Below are 22,507 nucleotides of genomic sequence, written 5' to 3'. Positions count from 1 at the left end.
TAACCGAAAATCAAAGGCCCGGATATCGCATGGTTCAGCGACGGGTTCTACAACAGGAAAGCCCCCTTACGCTATTGGTTCTGCTTCCCCATCGGCAGCTATTATTACTTGCCGAAGGGTAAATACCGGATAAGCAAGTCTTTCTATGCCGGAGGGCAGGAAATCGCGTTGAGCGCAGAGTTTGAAATCAGATGAGACAGCCATAAGGTCCTCTTTGGCTTATCAGTTTTAGGAAACCTGCCAGGTGCAGGCTGCACAAACGACTCCTTCCATATACGGTTTCTACAAATAATCTTCCAGCCGATACTGCCCTTTCTTCCTCGTGCCCGCACCATAGCTGATGGCATTAACAGGACAACCGTGCAGGCAGGCCATACAGTGAATACACGCCTTGTTCCACACCGGACGCCCATCCACCAGACGGATGGCAGACACGGGGCAGTTCTGCTCGCAACGGCCGCACGAGATGCATGCGTTATCCACACGGAAAGCCTTGGTTTTTACACAGAAATGTTTGAACAATGGATAGACCACGTAAGTCTTGCAGCGCGGGAAGCCGCCTTCGTGCACGCACCAAGCGTGCTCCTTCCGCACCACAGCCTCGGCTATGGCGGGCAAGAAAGTGCGGGCATCTGCAACCTTCTGCCGGGCCAGCTCCGGTGCATCGAGGTCGAACATGGGCACATAGGTATTGGGCATCTGCACCGACCAGGCGGCATCGAGCGGGAAATGGCGGGAAAGACGGGAGAGCCCACGGCCGACATCGTCGCCACAAGTGCAGACGGCATAACGATAGGCAGATGCCGGGACGGCCAGTTGAGAAAGAAACCGTAGGACAGGAGCCGGGACGTACCAGGAATGAATGGGGAACACCACGCCCACCCGCGCCGTGTCTGCCGGCAAAGCAGGCACACGGCCTTCCCGCAGGAAATCGGCCATATTGAAAAGTTCATCACCCGTCAACTCGGCCAACTGTCCGGCCACCCAGCGGGAATTACCTGTCGCACTGAAATAGAATATCATTGTTTCCTGCTACTTTATGCGGCAAAGGTAAGAAATAAATGTCACTTAAGTAAATACCGGATATAACTGCTGCGAAATTCACGGGTGGAATCTACCATCGAATCGCCCATATAGAGCAGGAACAAAATGGCAATGACAAGCATCACGATACCGATAACCACGTTATGTAGATTTTGATTGTACTGAACAGACACCATAATAACCTCCCTTTTTAGAATTGCCATTGCAAAAGTAAAGCCGATGGATTACAAAGGCTTTACACTGCCGTTACAAATATAACAAAAAAGGAGACACGGCAGTCTCCTTTTACAAGTATTTTTCGGAAAAACTTTAGAGCGTTTAAAAATCGCTCTCTCTGTCATGTTGAGTGGAGCGCAGCGGAGTCGAAACATCTCACGACGAATACTGCACACTTAGTAAGATCCCTCGACTGCGCTCGGGATGACAGGGAAATGAATCTTAACAGGCTCTACTAATTAACACGCAAGGGCCTCAATGAGTTCATCCGGTGTCAACAGGCGTTGTTCGCCCGTGGCCATGTCCTTCAGCGTCACCTTGCCCTCGTGCATCTCGTTTTCACCCACCAGGGCCACGTAGGGGACGCCCTTGGCATTGGCGTAGCTCATCTGTTTCTTCATCTTGGCGTTGTCGGGATAGATTTCGGCGCGGATGCCGGCTGCACGTGCCTTGGACAAAATGGAGAGGCAGAACGCGGCCTCGCATTGCCCGAAGTTGATGAAGAGCAGTTGCGTGCCTTTCACCGCCTCTTTGGGATAGAGGTCGAGCTGGTTGAGGACGTCGAAGATGCGGTCGGCACCGAAGGAGATGCCCACACCGCTCACGCCCGGCATGCCGAACACGCCCGTCAGGTTATCGTAGCGTCCGCCTCCAGTGATGCTGCCTATCTGCACGTCCAGAGCCTTGACCTCGAAGATGGCGCCGGTGTAGTAGTTCAGTCCGCGGGCCAGGGTGAGGTCGAGTTCCACTTCGTTCTTCAGGCCGAGGCTTTCGAGGGTGGAGAGGATGAAGGCGGTTTCTTCCACACCTTTCAGTCCCGTCTCGCTCGTGGCAAGGGTCTGGCGGAGCGTGTCCAATTTCTCGGCGTTGGTGCCGCTCAGCAGGATGATGGGTTGCAGCTTGTCGATGGCTTCGTCGGAGATGCCCTTGTCGCGCAGCTCGGCGTTCACATTATCCAGGCCAATCTTGTCCAGCTTGTCGATGGCCACGGTGATGTCAACAATCTTGTCGGCCTCGCCGATGATTTCGGCCATGCCGGTCAGTATCTTGCGGTTGTTTATCTTGATGCAGACGCGGATGCCGAAGCGGGAAAAGACGGTGTCGACAATCTGCATCAGCTCTACTTCGTTCAGCAAGGAGTCGCTGCCCACGACGTCGGCATCGCATTGGTAGAACTCACGGTAGCGTCCTTTCTGCGGGCGGTCAGCACGCCACACGGGCTGTATCTGATAGCGCTTGAAGGGGAAGGTCAGCTCGTCGCGGTGCATCACCACGTAGCGGGCGAAGGGGACGGTGAGGTCGTAGCGCAGGCCTTTCTCGCAGAACTTGCAGGCCAGGCGCGGGGCATTGCGGCTGAGGAGTTCCTCGTCGGTCAGTCCGGAGAAGTAGTCGCCGGAGTTCTGAATCTTGAAGAGGAGTTTGTCGCCTTCCTCGCCATATTTGCCCATCAGGGTGGAGAGCATCTCCATGGCGGGCGTCTCAATCTGCTGAAAGCCATAGAGGTGGTAGACGCTGCGGATGGTGTCGAATATGTAGTTGCGCTTCGCCATCTCTACGGGCGAGAAGTCGCGCGTTCCTTTCGGAATACAGGGTTTTGCTGCCATAATCTTACTATATCTTGGTTTTGTGCGGACAAAGATACGGATTTATTCGGGATTTGCTTAAACTTTGCCAAGCTTATCTCAAGAAAGTGCACCATCAATGACCGATGTTTGTCCAGCCCGAGTATAGCCGGTTGCTACCCTCGAGGGTAGCTTGTTGTTACCCTTGAGTGTAGCATCGCACTACCCTTGAGTGTAGCATCGTGCTACCCTTGAGTGTAGCAACCGGGCCTGTTGGTGTGTCGTAAGGAGGCTGAAAGGAGGATGGTTGCCGAGAAAAAAAGTCTGGCTCCGTCTGCTTCTTCCGTAGATTCTTCCTACATTTGCAGCAACTAAATGTAAGAGAAAACCATGCTGAAACCTAACAATAAAGACCGATGCTGGTAGACGCTGGACAGTGAGTACCTCATCCACCGCCCTTGGCTGACGGCGCGTCGCGACCACGTGCGCCTGCCCAACGGCGCAGAAGTCCCCGAATACTATGTACTGGAGTATCCTGATTGGATAAACGTGATTGCCCTGACCTGCGACGGACGTTTCCTGATGGAGCGTCAGTACCGCCATGGTCTGCAACTGACCTGTTATGAAATCTGCGCCGGCGTCTGTGAGGCCGGGGAAACGCCCTTACAGTCTGCCCAACGTGAACTTGATGAGGAAACCGGCTACGGTGGCGGTACCTGGACGCCATGGATGGACATCTCCGCCAATACCAGTACCATGACCAACTTGACCCACTGCTTCCTTGCCACGGATGTGGAGCCGGTCTCCACCCAGCACCTGGAAGTGACGGAGGACATCAGCATCGAACTACTGACTGTGGACGAGGTACGCACGTTGCTGATGACTAACCAAATCAAACAGTCGCTCATGGCCGCCCCCTTGTGGAAGTACTTCGCAGTGAACCATCTGCTGTAAGCCCGCCATCCGACTATTTACCCAACAAATGACGAACAGGCTAACGACAAAGGCAAGAGCATAAGCAAACGAAACGGCGCAAACCCGTGGAACCCTCCACCGGATTTGCGCCGTTCCTTTTACACAAGCCCAAGCCTCCACCGCATCACTCGCGGCGGCCCATGAATATCATAATATAATAGATAAGCGTAGCCAACGAACCGAGGGCAGCCACCACATACGTGTAAGCAGCCGAACGCAGGGCATCTTCGGCCTTGTCGTGGTTATACGAATTGGTGATGCCGGACGAACTGAGCCACACCAAGGCACGCTTGCTGGCATTGATTTCCACCGGCAGAGTCACGAAGCTGAACAACGTGGTCAAGGCAAAAAGGATGATGCCTGCCAAGAGGATAGATGGGAAAGAGTTAATCAGCAAAATACCCGCCAAGATGACCCACGTCACCCACTGCGAGGCAAACGAAACCACCGGCACCAGCGCACTGCGCATCTGCAAGGGGCCGTAAGCACAAGCATGCTGCACGGCGTGTCCACATTCGTGGGCAGCCACGGCGGCAGCCATCACACTGTTGCTGTTATAGACGCTTTCGCTCAGGTTCACCGTCTTGTTGGCGGGATTGTAGTGGTCGGTCAGATGACCGGGCGTGCACGTCACCTGCACGTCGTAGATGCCATTGTCATACAGCATCTTCTGCGCCACCTCGCGGCCGGTCATGCCATTGTTGGTGGGGATTTTGGAGTATTTCTTAAACTTGTTCTGCAGATTCAACTGCACCAGCCAACTGACCACAGCCACGCCGATAAAGATAATCCATTGTATTCCTATCATTCTGTTCTTGTTTAGGGGTTAATATGCAATACTATAAAACAAATTGTTTGCCAAAAATAAGGGGAAACTACGGACTAAGCCGCCGTTTCCCCTTTCTTTTAGGAAGAATTAGCTAAAACTCAATCTAATTCCAGTTCTATAACGGTATCGATGTCCGTCGGCACGTCATTCAGCAAGAGCGTATAGCCTTCGTTATTTTTCTGGAACTTCACGGGAGTTCCGTCTACAAAGTAACGGGCTTTCTTTACTTTCTTGCCCACAATAGGCAAGAACAAAGCTTTATCTTGCAAGTCAAGGATGTGCACATAGAGCTTATTGCCCTTTTGCGTCGTGCCTCCCCACGGATGAGGAGCTACACAACCACCCCGCGTACCATAAATAGTCTCTCCATACACCTTCATCCACTCGCCCATCTCGGCCAGACGTTGCACGGCCACTTCGGGCAATTCCCCGTCGGGTTGCGGGCCTATGTTCATCAGCAGATTGGCATCTTTCACAGCGGCGCCCACCAAGTACTGAATCAGCTCTTTAGTCGACTTATAATTCTGGTCCGTAATCTTGTAGCCCCACATGCCGTTCATCGTCTGGCAAGTTTCCAATGGCAGGGCACTGATACCTTGTCCCGAAAGCCCCGCCTTGTTTTCGCCCGGCAGGTCGCGCTCGAAGATTTGGATGTCTTCCCCCTCGAAGGGCACCTGATGATGGTTATTGCCCACCAGGCAGGCGGGTTGCAGCCGGTGTATCAAGGCATATTGTTCGGGCAATTCCCAGTCGAAATCCGGATTCTGGTCTTGATCCCACCAGCCGTCGAACCAGATGGCACCGATGGGGCCGTAGTTAGTCAGCAACTCGGTCAACTGATTGTTCATGAAGGTATAGTAGCTGTCCCAGTCGCCTTCGGGATTGGGACGACCTGTGCCGCGGCCTGTGCGCCCCCACACGGCATCTTCCCGGTACCAGTCGATATGCGAATAATACAAATGCAGGCGTATGCCCTGCTTCTGGCACTCGTCAGCCAGTTCCTTCAGCACATCGCGTTTAAAGGGCGTGGCGTCCACGATGTTGTAATCGGAATATTTTGTGTCAAACATCGAGAAGCCCTCGTGGTGACGACTGGTGAAGCAGATGTACTTGGCACCCGACGCCTTAATGGCGGCCACCCATTCGGCGGCATTGAATTTCGAGGGGTAGAAACCGCCTGCCAACTTGGCATATTCCTTATAGTTTATTTTGGCATTGTTCATTGTCCATTCGCCCGTAGCGAGCATGGCATACAAGCCCCAGTGCAAGAAGACGCCGAATTTAGCGTCGCGGAATTCCTGCCGGGATTTCAGGTTTTCTTCGGTTGGCTGGTATGACTGAGCCTTTACAGGAAATGCCAAACTGCATGCCATCAGGAGAGAAAGAAGTTTTGTTTTCATGTCAAAAAAAGATAAGAGGTTACAAACAAAAAAGCCCTTCCCCGTCTGTTTAAGGACAGGAAAGAGCCTTTATTCTTCTGCATCAAGCTTCTTCCGTGTAGCGTTCGATAGTCTGCTCACGGTCTGGGCCGATAGAGACAAATTTGATAGGCACGCCCAATTGGTCTTCCAAGAACGAGATGTAGGCATTGAATTCTTCAGGAAATTCGTCTTCGCTCTGCATCTTCGTCATGTCGGTCTGCCAGCCGGGCAACTCCACATAAACCGGTTCCACACCTTCGGTGATGTCGAAGGGGAAGCGATCGGTTTCTTCACCGTCAATTTTGTAGGCCACACAAGCCTTGATGGTCTCGAACGAGTCGAGCACGTCACTTTTCATCATGATGAGCTTGGTCACACCGTCCACCATGACTGCGTATTTCAGCGCCACGAGGTCAATCCACCCGCAACGGCGCTTGCGACCTGTCACGGCGCCGAACTCGTGTCCCAAGGCACAAATCTTCTCGCCCGTCTCGTCGAACAGTTCCGTGGGGAAGGGACCTGCACCGACACGGGTACAATAGGCCTTGAAGATGCCGTACACTTCGCCTATCTTGTTGGGAGCCACGCCCAAGCCCGTGCAGGCACCGGCGCAGATGGTGTTGGAAGAGGTGACGAAGGGATAGGAACCGAAATCAATGTCGAGCATCGTGCCCTGCGCACCTTCGCAAAGAACGGATTTGCCTTGGTCGAGCAGGTGATTCACTTCGTGTTCGCTGTCCACCAAGTGGAACTGCTTCAGGTATTCGATGCCTTCCAACCAGGCTTTTTCCATGCCTTCCAAATCGTAAGGGCCGTAGTTCAGGTTCTTCAGGATTTGGATGTGCCGAGCCTTGGCCGCTTCGTACTTCGCCTCAAAGTTATGCAGGATGTCGCCCACACGCAGGCCGTTGCGGCTTATCTTGTCGGTATAAGTGGGGCCGATGCCCTTGCCCGTGGTGCCCACCTTGGCGTCGCCCTTGGCCATCTCGTAGGCAGCGTCCAGCAGGCGGTGCGTCGGCAGGATAAGGTGTGCCTTTTTCGAGATGTGCAGGCGTTCCTTCAGCGGATGGCCCGATGCCTCCAGCGCCTCGGCTTCGGCTTTGAAGAGGGCGGGGTCCAGCACCACACCGTTACCTATGATGTTGATTTTATCGCCCTGGAATATGCCCGAGGGGATGGAGCGCAACACGTATTTCTGTCCTGCGAACTCGAGAGTGTGCCCGGCGTTGGGGCCACCCTGGAAACGGGCCACCACGTCATAGCGGGGGGTCAGCACGTCGACGACCTTGCCTTTGCCTTCGTCGCCCCATTGTAATCCTAACAGTACGTCTACTTTCATTTTTCTTTCTTATGTTGTGATTGATTATTGTTTTTTTTCCTCTTGTTGGCACGCTCGCACTTGCTACACAAGCCGTAAAGGTAGAGCGAGTAGTGTGTCAGGCTGAACCGGCTTAACTTGGTATTGGCAATGGCCTGCTGCAACTGTTCGTTCTGAAACTCCACGACTTTGCCGCACTGGGTGCAAATCTGATGATGGTGCGTGTCGCGGTTGTAGCACTTCTCGTACTGGGAGGAGTTTCCGAACTGGTGTTTGATGACCAACCGTGCGTTGATAAGCAGGATGATGGTGTTGTAAAGCGTAGCCCGGCTGACGCGGAAGTTTTCCTGATCGGCCATGAGCGAATAGAGCGTGTCGATGTCAAAGTGCCCTTCGATGGAATAGATGGTGTCGAGTATGGCATAGCGTTCGGGCGTCTTGCGATGTCCGTTCGCGTTCAGGTATTCGGTGAATATCTGCCGTACTGTATCTTTCACATTCTTTTCTTCCATATCGGCGGGTTGTGTAACAGCGAACAAAGTTAGTTCTTTTTCCGTGAAAGCAAGCGCGAAACGATGTTTTTTTAGTAGGAGTTAAGAAGTCACTCCGCCTCGGCCTTCACCAGATTGTAGAGCAATTGCTCGTCGGGCGAGGCCGAATCTTTCATCGCCTCCACGCGGCGGCACATGCGGAAAGCGTTTTCTCTGCTGTGCTGCATGAAACGTCGTATGACGGCCGCAGCGGCGTTGCGCACATGATAGGAGCCTGACAGGAAGGCGGCGATGGCCTGGTCCAGCAGTTCGTTTTCGGTCCGTCCGTCCACGTCTCCTTTCTGCATCAGCAGGCGGGCAGCGGTCAGGAAGCCGCAGACCTGGACGTATTCGCGCTCGTCGGCCATCCATTGCAGGGATTTCTGCGGAGCGTAGGGCAGGCGGCAGAAGAGGTTCATGCTGGCCAGCTCGGCCATCTCGATGTTGCGGATGCTCTCCACCCAGATGTCGGCAATCTCCGGCAGGAAGGTTTCTACCGGTTGCAACAGGGTTGCCAGAATCTTACACTCGCGGATGTCTTCCTTCCACAAGGCTTGGGCCAGTTCATGATTTGGCTCGTAGCGGGCGGCAATCTGCTTGATACGGGGCAGTTCGACGCCGAAGTTCAGCTTGTAGACCAGTCCCTTCTCGCGCATGCTTTGCGACACGGCCCCATTCATGGCCAACCGGAACTGAGTCTTGATATCTTTCAGTTGTTCGTGTAAATCCATGTCTTGAATATCTACTGAGTTTTAGCGGGTTAAAAATGAAGCACCGGAAGCGTGCCCCCTGTTCGGAAGAAGCGCGCTTCCGGTGCGGAAGAGCCACGGCTATGGTGCGCCGCGGCCGACGATGCACGCCGCAAGCCCGAAAGGTCAGTTGCGCACGGGCAGGGTGGCGTAGTCGCGGCTGTAACGAAGCATCTGCTCCACGTAGTCTTCGTCGTAGCTGACGGTGACGTCGGTGATATGGCCCTCAGCATCGGTCACGGCCGTGTAGACGGGGTTGACAAAGCCTTTGTAGGGAGCCAGGTTCAGCTTCTTGTAACGCTCCAGCACCTCTTTGTGCAGGGCGGGATCGACTTTGACGGCGTAGTTTTCCACCAGGTCGCGGGCAGCGGCAAAGTCACCAGTAGACTTCACGCGCTGGATTTCGGCCAGCAACTGCCCGAACAAGCCGCGCAGCTTGCCGTAATCGTTCACCTGCACGTAGGTCTTGCCGTCACGCTTCACCAGTTCCACCACCTTGTCGGGCAGGCCTTTCTCATACACCCAGCGGGCAATGAGTTGGCGGTTGCGCATGTGCGCCTCTTCCACCTGGTTACCCGGCTCGATACGTACCAACTGGGTCATCAGGCCGTTCATCAGGTAGGTATAATACTGGGCGTGGTAGGCAGTGGTGTCCGGCAGCAGTCCCAGCTCCACCAGTTTCGGATCGGCCACGTAGTAGAGACCGAAGAGGTCGGCACGCGCCTCCTCGATGGTCGAGCCGTAGGCTTTCAGCGCATCGGGGTCGGCACCCGGAGCCATCTTGCCCGAACCGTGTCCCAGACACTCATGCAGGTCGGTGTGCAGTTCGTCCGTCAGGTCGGCATATTTGTCTATCAACTGCAATTCTTCGGAGCTGATAACGAACTCTTCATTGAATCCGTTGCCATGAGCAGCCTTGTTGTAGGCATCGGTGATGTTGCCGATAGTGACAGACTTCGAACCATACTGCGCACGAATCCAGTTGGCATTGGGCAGGTTGATGCCGATGGCCGTAGACGGATAAAGGTCACCTGCCAATATGGCCGCCGTGATGACCTTGGCCGAAACACCTTTCACTTGCTCCTTCTTAAACTGTTTGTCCACGGGCGAATGGTCTTCAAACCACTGGGCATTGCTGCTGATAACCTCCGTGCGGTGCGTGGCTTCCAGGTCTTTGAAGTTGACCAAAGACTCCCAACTGGCCTTCATGCCCAGCGGGTCGCCGTAGTTCTCGGTAAATCCGTTTACAAAGTCTACGCGCGAGTTGAGGTCCTTCACCCACAGGATGGCATACTCGTCGAACTTCTTCAAATCGCCCGTCTCGTAATACTCCACCAACTTGGCAATGACCGCCTTCTGTTCCGGGGTTTCGGCCACAGTCTCTGCCTTCTTCAGCCAGTAGACAATCTTCTCGATGGCCTGGCCGTAGAGGCCTCCCACCTTCCAGACCTTCTCCACTAGCTTGCCGTTCTCCTTCACCAGCCTGCTATTCAGACCGTAAGAGATGGGAGTCTCATCTTTCGGATCTTTCATGGCTGCATAGAAAGCTTCAGCTTCCGCTTGCGTCACGCCGTCGTAGTAGTTGCAGGCAGAGGTCAGAATCAAGTCTTCGCCATCGGCCTGGTTCACACGCTTGGGCATCACCTTCGGGTCGAAGATAACGGGAAATACCTCGTCGCACAATTGCTCGACGGTCTGCCCTTCGGCCAATGGCAACGTGGAAGCGTCCACGCTGAGCAATGCTTGTTTGAAGAACTCAGGACTGAAGCCAGGAACGAACTTCTCGCTTCCATAATGATGGTGGATGCCGTTGGAGAACCAGACACGCTTCAGGTAGACTTCCATTGCCTTGAAATCGGCCGACGTCTTGTCGCCCGTATAGCCGGTATAGACAGCCTCCAGCATCTTGCGGATGACGAGGTTGTACTTGCCGTTCTGGTCGAAAAGGATGTCACGCCCCTGCAAGGCGGCTTCCGTCAGGTAATACACTAACTTCTTTTGGTCAAGGGTCAGTTCCTCGAACCCAGGCACACGATAGCGCAAAATCTGTAAATCTGCAAACTGTTCCACGGTGTAATCAAATTTTTCAGTTTCGGCAGGCGCCTTCGAAGCGGTGCCACACGCACTGAGCAAAGCTACGGCGAGTGCCGCCGAAATAAGATGTTTTTTCATAAAAATATAACGGATTAATTAAATATACATAGGGCTATATGCTTCAAAAAACAGAAAGGAGTATCCCGAGACCAGCCGAAATCTCGAAATATTCCTTTCCCTGTTTACAGGACGGTCTGCCCGAACAAGATTATTTCTTTCGCTCAGAATGTTTCCTGCGGTATCCATTGGGCGTCTCGCCTACATTCTTGTAGAACGCGGCATAGAACGACTGGCGGTTGGCAAAACCAACCATTGTGCTAATCTCTTCCACGTTCTTATCGGCATAACGTTTGTCTGTCAGCAAATGCATGGCCTCTTTTATCCGATACTCGTTCAGCAAGCACGAATAGTTCATGCCAAAACGGGAGTTGACCACCGCAGACAGATAACGCGTATTGGTCTGCAAATCCTTGGCTAAATCTTTAGCGGAATAGTTGGGATCTCTGTACTTCTTCTGAACAACGATAATGTTCAGAATCTTGTCATACAACTCATCTGCCAGTTCCGGACGTATCAACGAGCGGTAGGCAGCATCTTTAAGCTTCTTCTCGCGCAGGTTGTAAGGACGTTTTTTGACTTCCGGCTCCTGCACATTGTTTTCTAAATCACTCATTCAACTTTCAGGGTTAGGGTTGTTTAAACTGGAAAGCCGGGCTTTCTCTTATTACTTAGACTTTACAAAAGTCTGACATTTTTCTTAAATATGCAACTTTTACAAGCCTTATTTTTAGGGAAGAAACGGGCAGAAGGCCACCGCTGTCTCATAAGAAGGGAACGACAAGAAACTTTAACAATTCTCGGAAAAAGGAGGTAGGAAAAACTGTCAACGGCACAGCTTCAGCAGAGGGGCCACGTCGCTTGGCGGGATGCCCCGCTCGACGGCTTTCTCAAAATCGTCTTTCGCTTCCGACTTCTTGTGCTGCGACAGATAGATTTGCCCCCGCATCAGGTAAGCTTCCGCACGGGAATCATCCAGGCGGATGGCTTCTTCCAAGTCAAGCAAAGCCATCGGCAGGTTACCGGCTTCCTGCTGCACACCGGCGCGGGCCACGTAGACCACAGCATGTTGGGGTGCGGTGACCAGCGAAGTGCCCTCGCCTTTCTCGTTCACCATCGCGTCGAGAATGGCGAGAGCCTCCTTCAACTTGCCCTCTTTCTGGCAGAGCATGGCCAAGCCCAGGCGGCCGTTGAAATCTTGAGGCGAGAGTTGCAGCAGATGCTCGTAATCGGCACGGGCGGACTGGTAGTCCTTTTGCTCCGAATAGATATAGGCACGCATCCGCAGGGCCTCCTTGTTGTCGGGCTGGAGGTCGAGCACGAGGGAGTAATCCATCCGCGCCTTGTCGGCCTCGCCCAGCTCGAGATAGAGGGCGGCCCTGTCCGAAAGGATGGGGACGTTGCGCGGAACCATGTTCAGTGCATAGGTGTATGACTGGAGTGCTTCGCGCAACTGTCCGCGGAGACGCTGCACGGTGCCGAGATTGGCAAAGAGGAGCGCGTTGCGCCCGTTGGCCGGGTCGAGGCGGAGAGCCGCGCGGATGCATTGTTCGGCCACGTCGAGACTGTCGCGCTCGATGGCCGTGGAGGCACGTTCGCACAACTGTTCGTAGGTCTGCGAGGCGGCGGGCAACGCCAGGGAGACGAGGAGGAGGAGGGAAAGAATCGGTCGTTTCATCGGGAAAAGTCAGTCTAATGGATGGGTGTCGAAGGCGAAGAGGTCGGTGGAGAGGTAGCGCTCGCCGGTGTCGGGCAGAAGGACGACGATGAGCTTGCCGGCCATCTCCGGACGTTGGGCCAGGCGGGTGGCGGCACTGAGGGCGGCACCCGACGAGATGCCCACCATCAGTCCGTCGGTGCGGGCCAGCAGGCGGGCGGCGCGCAGAGCGTCGTCGTCGGAGACGGGCAGCACTTCGTCGACCACGGAGGCGTCGAAGTTGGCGGGGATGAAGTTCGCTCCGATGCCCTGGATGCGGTGGGGTCCGGCCTGCCCGCCGCTCAGGAGGGGCGAAGCGGACGGCTCGACGGCCACGATGCGCACGGCGGGATTCTGCCGTTTCAGGGCGCGGCCCACGCCGGAGATGGTGCCTCCGGTGCCGACACCGGCGACGAAGGCGCCGACCTGTCCGTCGGTGTCTTGCCAGATTTCGGGGCCTGTGGTCAGCTCGTGGACGCGGGGATTGGCGGGGTTGTCGAACTGGCTGGGGATGAACGAGCCGGGGATGGTGGCGTGCAGCTCGTCGGCTTTGGCCACGGCGCCGGCCATGCCTGCCGCACCGGGGGTGAGGACGAGTTCGGCGCCCAGCATGCGGAGCAGGTTGCGACGCTCGATGCTCATGGTCTCGGGCATGGTGAGGATGAGGCGGTAGCGGCGGATGGCGGCGACCATGGCGAGGCCCACGCCGGTGTTGCCGCTGGTGGGTTCGATGAGGGTGGCGCCAGGACGGAGGAGGCCACGGCGTTCGGCGTCGTCGATGAGGGCGAGGGCGGCACGGGCTTTCACGCTGCCGCTGGGGTTGAAGGCTTCGACTTTGGCGACAAGGGGGCGCGGAAGGTCGTAATGACGGCTGTATCCGCCCAGCTCCACCAAGGGGGTGCGGCCGATGAGGGCGGTGAGGTTCTTTGCGATATCCATAGAGAAAATGGGGATTGTTGGCACGCAGATGACGCAGATTCTACAGATGACCACAGATTTTTTTGTAGATAAGAATCTGTGAAAATCTGCATTATCAGCGTCATCTGCGTGCCATAAAGTGAATGATTCAGCCGCGGATGTAGTTCACGAGCCACTGTCCGACTTCGCGGGTGCCGTAGTGTGCGCCGCCGGGCACCTGTATCTCCGGGGTGCGGACACAGGCGTCGAGCGAGGCGTCGACGGCACGGCGCACGAGGGCGCCCTCTTCGCGCAGGTCGAAATGTTCGAGGAGCATGGCGACGGACAGCACTTGTGCCAGCGGATTGGCGATGTTCTGCCCTTTGGCTTGCGGCCAGGAGCCGTGGATGGGCTCGAAGACCGGGGTGCTGTCGCCCGTGGAGGCGGAGGGCAGGAGGCCCATGGAGCCGCTGATGACGGAGCCTTCGTCGGTGAGGATGTCGCCGAAGGTGTTTTCGGTGACGATGACGTCGAAGAAGCCGGGCTGCTGTATCATCTTCATGGCGGCGTTGTCCACGAACATGTAGTCGGTGGTGACGTCGGGCCATTGCGGGGCCATCTCCTGGGCAATCTGGCGCCAGAGGCGGGAGGAGGCGAGGACGTTGGCCTTGTCGACCACGGTGAGGTGGTGACGGCGACGGCGGGCGTATTCGAAGGCGACGCGCAGGATGCGTTCAATCTCCGGGCGGGTGTAGTAGTTGGTGTCCCAGGCTTTGTCGTTGTCCTGATATTTCTCGCCGAAGTACATGCCGCCGGTCAGCTCGCGGATGCACAGGAAGTCGGCGCCTTCGACGAGGTCGGCACGCAGGGGGCTGAGGTGGAGCAGACACTTGAACGTCTGCACGGGGCGGATGTTGGCGTAGAGTCCGAGGCGTTTCCTCATGGCCAGGAGGCCTTGTTCGGGGCGTACGCGGGCGGTGGGGTCGTTGTCATACTTCGGGTCGCCGACGGCGGAGAAGAGGACGGCATCGGAGTTTTTGCACACCTGGTAGGTGTCTTCGGGGAAGGGGTCGCCCACCCGGTCGATGGCATCCGCGCCGCAGGGGGCGTATTCATAGTGGACTTTGTGTCCAAACTTTTCGCAGACCGCGGTGAGCACGTCGACGCCCACGGCGGAGATTTCGGGGCCGATTCCGTCACCGGCCAATACGGCAATTTTCAGTTCCATAGCTATTGTTGTTTTAATGTTCGTTATACTTTTTTCTTCATACGGCGGATGCGGCGCACGCACCAGTCGGCCAGGGCGTAAACGGCCGTCCCGGCAGCGGCCATCGCGGCGTTGACCAGCAGGTTGCCGCCCTCGGGGTCGTCGCCGGGGAAGAGTCGCCAGCGCGTGCCGTTGACGAGCATCAGCAAAATAAATACGATTGCGCAACGCAACCAAAACTTCGAGCCTGTTTTCTTCATGTCGTTCTGTTTTTTTAATGATTTCAGGAGCTTCTTCCGGCCTTCCGCCCGGGGGCTTCTGAAAACCCGGGCAGAATTTATGCAAAACATGGGCAGAGTTTGAGCGAACTCCGGGCGGGATTTCTTGCAATCACCGCGGTGCTTTCCGGAAAAGACCACGGTGCTTCCGAAAAAAGACCGCGGTGTTTCTTGAAAAAGACCGCGGTGTTTCTTGAAAAAGACCGCGGTGTTTTCTGAAAAAGACCGCGGTCTTTTTTCAGGCCTCCGCCGACGGCCGGTCGAAATCGCCTTCGATGAGGTTCAGCATCTTCATCGTGGCCTTGATGGCGGCCTCCGTCTGGTCGGCGTCCAGCCCGCGGGTGCGGAACACGCGGCCGTCGAACTGCCACGTGATGACGGTCTGCACGAACGCGTCGGTGCGCCCTCCGGGGGGGATGCTGACGGCGTAGTTGGTCAGCATCGGGAAGCGGCGGCCCAGCGTGCCCTTGTAGATTTTGCGCAAGGCACGGACGAAGGCGTCGTACTGGCCGTCGCCGCTCGAGCTTTCTTCATACGGTGTGCCGTTGATTTCGACACGGAGCGTGGCCATGGGCTTGAGCCCGTGCGCCAGGTTGACGATGTAGCTGACCAGGCGCACCCGCTCGCCCTGCACGTCGTGCTTCAGGACGTCGCTGACGATGTACGGCAGGTCTTCCTGCGTCACCAGCTCCTTCTTGTCGCCCAGCTCGATGATGCGCTCGGTCACCTTCCGCATGGATTCTTCGTCCAACTGCAGGCCCAGGTCTTCGAGGTTCTTGCGGATGTTGGCCTTGCCCGAAGTCTTGCCCAAGGCATACTCGCGCTTGCGTCCGAAGCGTTCGGGCAGGAGGTCGTTGCAGTACAGGTTGCGCTTGTTGTCGCCGTCGGCATGCACGCCCGCCACCTGGGTGAAGACGTTGTCGCCCACTATCGGCTTGTTGGGCGGGATGACGACGCCCGAGTACGACTCGACCACGCGGCTCACGTCGTACAGCCGGCTCTCGTCGATGCGCGTCCGGGCCTGGAAGTGGTCCTTCAAGATGGCCTGCACCGAGGCCAGCGGGGCGTTCCCGGCCCGCTCGCCCAGCCCGTTTATCGTCGTATGCAACCCTCTGCAGCCCGAAAGGACGGCGGCCAGGACGTTCGAGACGGCCAGGTCATAGTCATTGTGCGCGTGGAAGTCGAAATGCTTCTGCGGATAGCGCTTCATCATCTTGCGCATGTACTCGATGACTTGCAGCGGGTTCAGTATGCCCAGCGTGTCGGGCAACATGTACCGCCTGATGGGGCTGTCGGCCAAGGCCGCCATGAGCTGGAAGACATAGTCGGGCGAATCTTTCATGCCCCCGCTCCAGTCCTCCAGATAAACGTTCACCTCCATGTCCTGCTCCTGGGCATAATCCACCACACGGAGGATGTCGTCGATATGCTCCTGCGGCGTCTTCTTCAACTGATAACGGCAGTGCTTCTCCGAGCCCTTGCACAGCAGGTTGATGACACGGCAGCCCGTGGAGCGGACCCAGTCGACAGACTCGTGTCCGTCCACGAAGCCCAGCACCTCGACACGCGGCAAGAGGTCGCGGCGCGCAGCCCAGTCGCAGATGATTTTCACGGCGTTACGCTCGCCTTCAGACACCCGTGCCGATGCCACCTCCACGCGGTCCACCTTCAGCTCCTCGAGCAGCAGGCGGGCAATCATCAGCTTCTCGTGCGGCACGAACGACACTCCGCTGGTCTGCTCACCGTCGCGCAGGGTGGTGTCCATGATTTCTATTTCAGGATGGGTCATAGGTTTATTTTCATTTTATGGCACACAGATAACACTGATTCTACAGATGACCACAGATTTTCTTGTTGATAAAAATCTGCGAAAATCGGCATCTTCTGCGTCATCTGCGTGCGGAATCATTCATTTTATAGCACGCAGATGACACGGATTCAATAGATGACCACAGATTTTCTTGTTGAGAAAAATCTGCGAAAATCAGCATCATCTGCGTCATCTGCGTGCAGAATCATTTACTTTCTGCCACACAGATAACACGGATTCTACTGGTGACCACTGATTTTCTTGTTGATAAAAATCTGCGAGAATCGGCATCATCAGTGTCATCTGCGTGCAGAATCATTTACTTTCTGCCACACAGATAACACGGATTCTACTGGTGACCACTGATTTTCTTGTTGATTAAAATCTGCGAGAATCGGCATCATCTGCGTCATCTGCGTGCAGAATCATTTACTTTCTGCCACACAGATAACACGGATTCTACTGGTGACCACTGATTTTCTTGTTGAGAAAAATCTGCGAAAATCAGCATCATCTGCGTCATCTGCGTGCAGAATCATTTACTTTCTACCACACAGATAACACAGATTCTACTGGTGACCACTGATTTTCTTGTTGATTAAAATCTGCGAGAATCAGCATCATCAGTGTCATCTGCGTGCAGAATCATTTACTTTCTGCTACACAGATAACACGGATTCTACTGGTGACCACTGATTTTCTTGTTGATAAAAATCTGCGAGAATCGGCATCATCAGTGTCATCTGCGTGCAGAATCATTTACTTTCTGCCACACAGATAACACGGATTCTACTGGTGACCACTGATTTTCTTGTTGATTAAAATCTGCGAGAATCGGCATCATCTGCGTCATCTGCGTGCAGAATCATTTACTTTCTGCCACACAGATAACACGGATTCAATAGATGACCACTGATTTTCTTGTTGAGAAAAATCTGCGAGAATCAGCACCATCAGTGTCATCTGCGTGCAGAATCATTTACTTTCTGCCACACAGATAACACGGATTCAATAGATGACCACTGATTTTCTTGTTGAGAAAAATCTGCGAGAATCGGCATCATCTGCGTCATCTGCGTGCAGAATCATTTACTTTCTGCCACACAGATAACACGGATTCTACTGGTGACCACTGATTTTCACTTATAGCTGTTGGTGAAAATCTTGCGGCGCACCTGCGGCCTCTCGCCGAAATTCAGTAGCAAGCCAACCTCTATATCGGTGGCTTTCAGATAGTTTATCAACTGGAGTTCGTGCTCGCGAAGCAACATACCCACAGATTTCAATTCCAAGATGACACAGTCATTCACGAGCATATCGGCATAGTATTCACCGACTTTCCGCCCCTTGAACGTGACTTTAATAGGATATTGGACCTTGCAATCGAAGCCTCTCTGCTGCAATTCCAGGTAAAGAGCATTCTGATATACCCGCTCCAGAAAACCATATCCCAGCGTATTATACACTTCATAAAAGGCTGCGATAATACCGTCAGTCTCTTCTTTATACAAATAATCCGTCGGCAAAAAATCTGTGGTCATCGGCTTAATCTGTGTTATCTGCGTGCCATTTCTTCGTAACACTCTATTTTATTTACGTTCTCCAGCAGGAAGTCGATGTCGTCCAGGCCGTTCATCAGGCAATGCTTCTTGTAGGCGTTGATGTCGAAGTGCTCGGAGCGGCCCGTGGCCTTGTTGGTGATGGTCTGCGCAGGCAGGTTGACTTCCACCAGCGTCCCGGGGTCGGCAAAGATACTGTCGAACAGCTCGCGGAGGAAATCCGGACTGACCACCACGGGCAGCACGAAGTTGTTCAGCTCATTGTTCTTGTGAATGTCCGCAAAGAAGCTGCTGACCACCACGCGGAAGCCGTAGCCCGCGATGGCCCAAGCGGCGTGTTCGCGGCTGCTGCCCGAGCCGAAGTTCTGCCCGGCCACGAGGATTTGCCCGCCGTACTTGGGATTGTTCAGCACGAAGTCCGGGTTCGGCGTCCCGTCGGGACGGTAGCGCCAGTCGCGGAAGAGGTTGTCGCCAAAGAACTTTTCATCGCGGGTCGTCGCCTTCAGGAAGCGGGCGGGGATGATTTGGTCGGTGTCTACGTTCTCCAAAGGCAGGGGGACGCAGGTGGATGTGAGTATGTCGAATTTCTGTTTCATAATCCTATTTTATGATGTGATTGAAGATAATTGTACGCAAAGAGCATCTGTCATGTTGAGCGGAGCCCGCAGGGCGCAGTCGAAACATCTCCCGACAAGCATCCTACCAAGGGCAGCACATATAGTGAGATCCTTCGGCTTCACTTCGTTTCGCTCAGGATGACAGATACCATTTGCGCGACGTACGATTATAGAAGCTCGCGCGGGTCAGTAATCACCCCGGTCACGGCAGCGGCGGCAGCGGTCAGCGGACTGGCCAGGAGCGTGCGGCTGCCGGGACCTTGACGGCCTTCGAAGTTGCGGTTGCTGGTCGACACGGCATACTTGCCTGCGGGCACCTTGTCGTCGTTCATGGCCAGGCAGGCCGAGCAGCCGGGCTGGCGGATTTCGAAACCTGCCTCGGCCAGCACCTTGTCCAGCCCCTCTTCGCGAATCTGCTTGTCCACCGTCCACGAGCCGGGAACGAGCCAGGCCACCACGCCGTCCGCCTTCTTCCGCCCCTTGACGATGGAGGCAAAGGCACGGAAGTCCTCGATGCGGCCGTTGGTGCAGGCGCCCAGGAAGACGTAGTCTATCTTCTTGCCCAACAAGGGTTCGCCGGGGTGGAAGCCCATGTAGCCGAGGGATTTCTCGAAAGACGCGCGGGCTGCCTCGCCCATCCCCTCGGTGGTGGGAATGGACTGCGTGATGCCCGTGCCCATGCCGGGATTGGTGCCGTAGGTAATCATCGGCTCGATGTCGGCGGCATCAAAGCGGATTTCCTGGTCGAACACGGCGTCGTCGTCGCTGCGGAGGGTGCGCCAGTAGGCTACGGCGCGCTCCCAGTCCTCGCCTTTCGGGGCATAGGGACGGCCTTTCAGGTAGGCGAAGGTGACGTCGTCCGGCGCCACCATGCCGCCGCGGGCGCCCATCTCGATGGAGAGGTTGCATAGGGTGAGACGGCCTTCCATGGTGAGTGAGCGCACGGCGCTGCCGGCATATTCCACGAAGTAGCCCGTGGCACCCGAGGTAGTCATCTTCATCATCATGTAGAGCGCCAGGTCTTTGGCGGTGACGCCGCGGCCGAGCTGTCCGTCCACGGTGATGCGCATGGTCTTGGGCCGCGTCTGGAGGATGCACTGCGAGGCGAGCACCATCTCCACCTCGCTGGTGCCGATGCCGAAGGCCACGGCGCCCATCGCCCCGTGTGTGGAGGTGTGCGAGTCTCCGCAGACGATGGTCATGCCCGGCAAGGTCAGTCCCTGCTCCGGTCCGACGACGTGGATGATGCCATTCCGCGGGTCCATCATGCCGAAGTGCGTCAGGCCGAAGTCATGGGCGTTGCGGGCCAGGGTGTCGACCTGTGCGCGGGAGACGGGGTCTGCGATGGGTTTGTCCTGGTCGTGCGTGGGGGTGTTATGGTCGGGCATGCAGAAGATGCGCTCCGGACGGAGGCAGCGGATGCCGCGGCTGCGCAGGCCCTCGAAAGCCTGGGGACTGGTGACCTCGTGGCAATAGAGGCGGTCGATGTAGAGTTGTGTGGGGCCGTCCGTGACTTGCTGAACCACGTGGGCGTCCCAGATTTTGTCGAATAAGGTATTCATGTCTTTCTGTTATTTCTGATGATAAATATTATGTACAATTATTCTCCCCGCCGACACTTCCCTTAAGTGTGGCTGACACTTGTGCTAAGTGTCCCCGACACCTGTGCTAAGTGTCCCTGACACTTGTGCTAAGTGTCGGCCATACTTGTGCTAAGTGTCAATGCCCTCTCCCTACCCCCGCTACAATACCTTCTGGCGGGGGTGCCGTTCTTAAATCGGCTGTCGGACGGCATTTTTCAAGGGAACAACCAATCTTTACAAATCAGTCCAGCTTAAACTTGTTGATACAGTCCACATAGGCTTCGACCGAGGCGGCGATGATGTCCGTGTTGGCGCCGAATCCATAGTACACGTGCCCGTCGTACTCCACCTGCATGTGCACCTTGCCCATGTCGTCGCTGCCCTTGCTAATGGCTTGGATGGTGAACTCCTTCAGCGTCATCTGACGGTTGATAATCTTCTTCAGCGCCTTGATGGCAGCATCCACGGGGCCGTTGCCCGAGGCACAGTCTTCGAACTTCTCGCCGGCAATGCTCAGTCCCAGGCTGGCCACGGAGTGCACGCCCACGCCGCTGGTCACCTGCAGGTAGTCCACCTTGATGCGATGGTTCTGGCTGCGGTCGGCACCGGCCAACAACAGGATGTCGTCGTCGTTGATGTCCTTCTTCTTGTCGGCCAGCTTAAGGAAGTCCTCATACACCTTGTCCAGCTTGTCCTGCGGCAAGTCGATGCCCAACACATGCAGGCGGTTCTTCAAGGCGGCACGGCCCGAGCGGGCGGTGAGGACGATGCTGTTGTCGTCAATGCCCACGTCGTGCGGGTCGATGATTTCATACGTCTGCACGTTCTTCAACACGCCGTCCTGATGGATGCCGCTGCTGTGTGCGAAGGCGTTCCGCCCCACGATGGCCTTGTTGGGCTGTACGGGCATGTTCATCAGGCTGGATACCATGCGGCTGGTGGGGTAAATCTTCTGCGTGTTGATGTTCGTGTCGATGCCGATGTGCTTGTGGCATTTCAGAATCATCGCCACCTCCTCGAGCGACGTGTTGCCGGCCCGCTCGCCTATGCCGTTGATGGTCACCTCCACCTGACGCGCCCCGTTCAGCACGCCCGCCATGGTGTTGGCCGTAGCCATGCCCAAGTCGTTGTGGCAATGCGTGGAGATGACGGCGTTGTGGATGCCGTCCACGTGCTCCATCAAGTATTTAATCTTCTCGCCATACTCCGAGGGCAGGCAGTAGCCCGTCGTGTCGGGGATGTTCACCACCGTGGCACCCGCCTTGACGACAGCCTCAATGACGCGGGCCAGATACTCGTTGTCCGTACGTCCGGCGTCTTCGGCATAGAACTCCACGTCCTCCACATACTTCTTGGCATACTTCACCGCGGCCACCGCCCGTTCGATAATCTCCTCCCGGTTCGAATTGAATTTATACTTGATATGCTCGTCGCTCGTACCGATGCCCGTATGGATACGCTTGTGCTTGGCAAACTTTAAGGCGTCCGCCGCCACGTCGATGTCCTTCTGCACAGCACGCGTCAGGGCACAAATCGTCGGCCACGTCACCGCCTTCGAGATCTCAATCACCGAATGGAAGTCACCCGGGCTGGAAATGGGAAAACCCGCCTCAATCACATCCACGCCCAGCAGTTCCAACTGCTTGGCCACTTGAATCTTCTCTACCGTATTCAACTGACATCCGGGCACCTGTTCACCGTCCCGGAGTGTCGTGTCAAAGATGAATAATCTGTCGCTCATTGTCTCTTTATACTTATCTATATAATTACGTCTTGCTCATAAAAAAAGCCTTTCGCACTCGGAAGTGAGAAAGGCTTTCGTATATCTTCAGGTCCTTACATATAGTCACGCACAGTACTCACTTCCACTAACGCTTGATAGTAGAATAATAATACCGCACAGTAGAATATAGGAAAAGTTCTGATTCATCTTACTTTTTGCTATTACGCCCGCAAAGGTAGGGATTATTTCATAGCCTGCAAACAAATTAATAAGTTTTTTATCCGAATAAACATCATTTTATAAGAATACAATCCGAAAAGCTGAGAATATGGCAGAAATCAA

General features: G+C 55.3%; 19 protein-coding genes. 1 reads left to right on the top strand and 18 read right to left on the bottom strand.

All coding sequences use genetic code 11. From position 1 onward, the window contains the following. Positions 1–282: 282 nt before the first annotated feature. The gene (locus tag M3090_RS13250) at positions 283–1,023 is read right to left on the bottom strand and encodes an EFR1 family ferrodoxin (protein ID WP_249057056.1); all 741 of its coding nucleotides are present in this window, start codon (positions 1,021–1,023) and stop codon (positions 283–285) included. A gap of 476 nt (positions 1,024–1,499) precedes the next feature. Next, entirely contained in the window at positions 1,500–2,864 is a 1,365-nt protein-coding gene (gene hisS, locus M3090_RS13245; RefSeq protein ID WP_249057054.1) for a histidine--tRNA ligase, read from the bottom strand. A 387-nt stretch (positions 2,865–3,251) separates the two neighbouring features. Here hisS and M3090_RS13240 point away from each other — a divergent pair, with 387 nt between their 5' ends. Then, the gene (locus M3090_RS13240) at positions 3,252–3,776 is read left to right on the top strand and encodes an NUDIX hydrolase (RefSeq protein WP_249057068.1); all 525 of its coding nucleotides are present in this window, start codon (positions 3,252–3,254) and stop codon (positions 3,774–3,776) included. Positions 3,777–3,921: 145 nt separating this feature from the next. On the opposite strand, the gene M3090_RS13235 is transcribed toward M3090_RS13240, so the two are convergent. The 16 genes from M3090_RS13235 to M3090_RS13160 form a co-directional block, all read right to left on the bottom strand. Beyond that, positions 3,922–4,605 carry a zinc metallopeptidase gene (locus M3090_RS13235; RefSeq protein WP_249057053.1) on the bottom strand — a complete coding sequence of 228 codons (684 nt, stop codon included), beginning with the start codon at positions 4,603–4,605 and terminating at the stop codon, positions 3,922–3,924. Positions 4,606–4,724: 119 nt separating this feature from the next. Beyond that, positions 4,725–6,026 (bottom strand): alpha-L-fucosidase, encoded by a 1,302-nt coding sequence (locus tag M3090_RS13230; protein WP_249057051.1) that lies wholly within the window; start codon positions 6,024–6,026, stop codon positions 4,725–4,727. Between the two features lie 82 nt (positions 6,027–6,108). Continuing rightward, the gene (locus tag M3090_RS13225; RefSeq protein WP_249057050.1) at positions 6,109–7,386 is read right to left on the bottom strand and encodes an adenylosuccinate synthase; all 1,278 of its coding nucleotides are present in this window, start codon (positions 7,384–7,386) and stop codon (positions 6,109–6,111) included. Then, the gene (locus M3090_RS13220; RefSeq protein ID WP_249057047.1) at positions 7,383–7,877 is read right to left on the bottom strand and encodes a Fur family transcriptional regulator; all 495 of its coding nucleotides are present in this window, start codon (positions 7,875–7,877) and stop codon (positions 7,383–7,385) included. Before M3090_RS13220 ends, M3090_RS13225 begins: the two co-directional genes overlap by 4 nt. 89 nt (positions 7,878–7,966) lie before the next feature. Then, the gene (locus tag M3090_RS13215; protein ID WP_249057045.1) at positions 7,967–8,626 is read right to left on the bottom strand and encodes a DNA alkylation repair protein; all 660 of its coding nucleotides are present in this window, start codon (positions 8,624–8,626) and stop codon (positions 7,967–7,969) included. Between the two features lie 144 nt (positions 8,627–8,770). Next, positions 8,771–10,816 (bottom strand): dipeptidyl peptidase 3, encoded by a 2,046-nt coding sequence (locus M3090_RS13210; RefSeq protein ID WP_249057043.1) that lies wholly within the window; start codon positions 10,814–10,816, stop codon positions 8,771–8,773. Positions 10,817–10,946: 130 nt separating this feature from the next. After that, entirely contained in the window at positions 10,947–11,411 is a 465-nt protein-coding gene (locus M3090_RS13205; RefSeq protein WP_249057042.1) for a helix-turn-helix domain-containing protein, read from the bottom strand. 210 nt (positions 11,412–11,621) lie between these two features. Further along, positions 11,622–12,473, bottom strand: coding sequence for a tetratricopeptide repeat protein (locus M3090_RS13200; protein WP_249057040.1), 852 nt, complete (start codon positions 12,471–12,473; stop codon positions 11,622–11,624). Between the two features lie 9 nt (positions 12,474–12,482). Then, on the bottom strand, positions 12,483–13,430 hold the full coding sequence (gene cysK, locus M3090_RS13195) for a cysteine synthase A (protein WP_249057038.1): 948 nt from the start codon (positions 13,428–13,430) through the stop codon (positions 12,483–12,485). A 127-nt stretch (positions 13,431–13,557) separates the two neighbouring features. Beyond that, on the bottom strand, positions 13,558–14,616 hold the full coding sequence (gene leuB / locus M3090_RS13190; protein WP_249057036.1) for a 3-isopropylmalate dehydrogenase: 1,059 nt from the start codon (positions 14,614–14,616) through the stop codon (positions 13,558–13,560). Between the two features lie 23 nt (positions 14,617–14,639). Next, positions 14,640–14,945, bottom strand: a complete 306-nt coding sequence (locus M3090_RS13185) for a hypothetical protein (RefSeq protein ID WP_249057034.1) — start codon at positions 14,943–14,945, stop codon at positions 14,640–14,642. A gap of 166 nt (positions 14,946–15,111) precedes the next feature. Continuing rightward, the gene (locus tag M3090_RS13180) at positions 15,112–16,638 is read right to left on the bottom strand and encodes an alpha-isopropylmalate synthase regulatory domain-containing protein (protein ID WP_249057066.1); all 1,527 of its coding nucleotides are present in this window, start codon (positions 16,636–16,638) and stop codon (positions 15,112–15,114) included. Positions 16,639–17,822: 1,184 nt separating this feature from the next. Next, entirely contained in the window at positions 17,823–18,224 is a 402-nt protein-coding gene (locus M3090_RS13175) for a GxxExxY protein (protein ID WP_249057032.1), read from the bottom strand. Positions 18,225–18,238: 14 nt separating this feature from the next. Continuing rightward, the gene (leuD, locus tag M3090_RS13170; RefSeq protein WP_249057030.1) at positions 18,239–18,838 is read right to left on the bottom strand and encodes a 3-isopropylmalate dehydratase small subunit; all 600 of its coding nucleotides are present in this window, start codon (positions 18,836–18,838) and stop codon (positions 18,239–18,241) included. 188 nt (positions 18,839–19,026) lie between these two features. Further along, the gene (gene leuC / locus M3090_RS13165; RefSeq protein WP_249057028.1) at positions 19,027–20,421 is read right to left on the bottom strand and encodes a 3-isopropylmalate dehydratase large subunit; all 1,395 of its coding nucleotides are present in this window, start codon (positions 20,419–20,421) and stop codon (positions 19,027–19,029) included. Between the two features lie 262 nt (positions 20,422–20,683). Next, complete coding sequence (locus M3090_RS13160) at positions 20,684–22,183, bottom strand: 2-isopropylmalate synthase (RefSeq protein WP_249057026.1); 1,500 nt, start codon at positions 22,181–22,183, stop codon at positions 20,684–20,686. Between the last annotated feature and the right edge of the window lie 324 nt (positions 22,184–22,507).

The sequence above is a fragment of the Bacteroides sp. ET71 genome (assembly GCF_023336905.1).
GTDB lineage: Bacteria > Bacteroidota > Bacteroidia > Bacteroidales > Bacteroidaceae > Bacteroides.
Note: the sequence above shows the minus strand (reverse complement) of the source record. Positions and strands in the feature narration are given on the sequence as shown.

Bases quoted from the DNA above. Each gene is read 5' to 3' on its own strand.
- M3090_RS13210 (WP_249057043.1), bottom strand. From the start codon at position 10,816: ATGAAAAAACATCTTATTTCGGCGGCACTCGCCGTAGCTTTGCTCAGT.
- M3090_RS13215 (WP_249057045.1), bottom strand. From the start codon at position 8,626: ATGGATTTACACGAACAACTGAAAGATATCAAGACTCAGTTCCGGTTG.
- hisS (WP_249057054.1), bottom strand. From the start codon at position 2,864: ATGGCAGCAAAACCCTGTATTCCGAAAGGAACGCGCGACTTCTCGCCC.
- leuB (WP_249057036.1), bottom strand. From the start codon at position 14,616: ATGGAACTGAAAATTGCCGTATTGGCCGGTGACGGAATCGGCCCCGAA.
- M3090_RS13175 (WP_249057032.1), bottom strand. From the start codon at position 18,224: ATGACCACAGATTTTTTGCCGACGGATTATTTGTATAAAGAAGAGACT.
- M3090_RS13200 (WP_249057040.1), bottom strand. From the start codon at position 12,473: ATGAAACGACCGATTCTTTCCCTCCTCCTCCTCGTCTCCCTGGCGTTG.
- leuC (WP_249057028.1), bottom strand. From the start codon at position 20,421: ATGAATACCTTATTCGACAAAATCTGGGACGCCCACGTGGTTCAGCAA.
- M3090_RS13205 (WP_249057042.1), bottom strand. From the start codon at position 11,411: ATGAGTGATTTAGAAAACAATGTGCAGGAGCCGGAAGTCAAAAAACGT.
- M3090_RS13160 (WP_249057026.1), bottom strand. From the start codon at position 22,183: ATGAGCGACAGATTATTCATCTTTGACACGACACTCCGGGACGGTGAA.
- M3090_RS13225 (WP_249057050.1), bottom strand. From the start codon at position 7,386: ATGAAAGTAGACGTACTGTTAGGATTACAATGGGGCGACGAAGGCAAA.
- M3090_RS13185 (WP_249057034.1), bottom strand. From the start codon at position 14,945: ATGTTTTGCATAAATTCTGCCCGGGTTTTCAGAAGCCCCCGGGCGGAA.
- M3090_RS13235 (WP_249057053.1), bottom strand. From the start codon at position 4,605: ATGATAGGAATACAATGGATTATCTTTATCGGCGTGGCTGTGGTCAGT.
- M3090_RS13230 (WP_249057051.1), bottom strand. From the start codon at position 6,026: ATGAAAACAAAACTTCTTTCTCTCCTGATGGCATGCAGTTTGGCATTT.
- leuD (WP_249057030.1), bottom strand. From the start codon at position 18,838: ATGAAACAGAAATTCGACATACTCACATCCACCTGCGTCCCCCTGCCT.
- M3090_RS13250 (WP_249057056.1), bottom strand. From the start codon at position 1,023: ATGATATTCTATTTCAGTGCGACAGGTAATTCCCGCTGGGTGGCCGGA.
- M3090_RS13220 (WP_249057047.1), bottom strand. From the start codon at position 7,877: ATGGAAGAAAAGAATGTGAAAGATACAGTACGGCAGATATTCACCGAA.
- cysK (WP_249057038.1), bottom strand. From the start codon at position 13,430: ATGGATATCGCAAAGAACCTCACCGCCCTCATCGGCCGCACCCCCTTG.
- M3090_RS13180 (WP_249057066.1), bottom strand. From the start codon at position 16,638: ATGGACACCACCCTGCGCGACGGTGAGCAGACCAGCGGAGTGTCGTTC.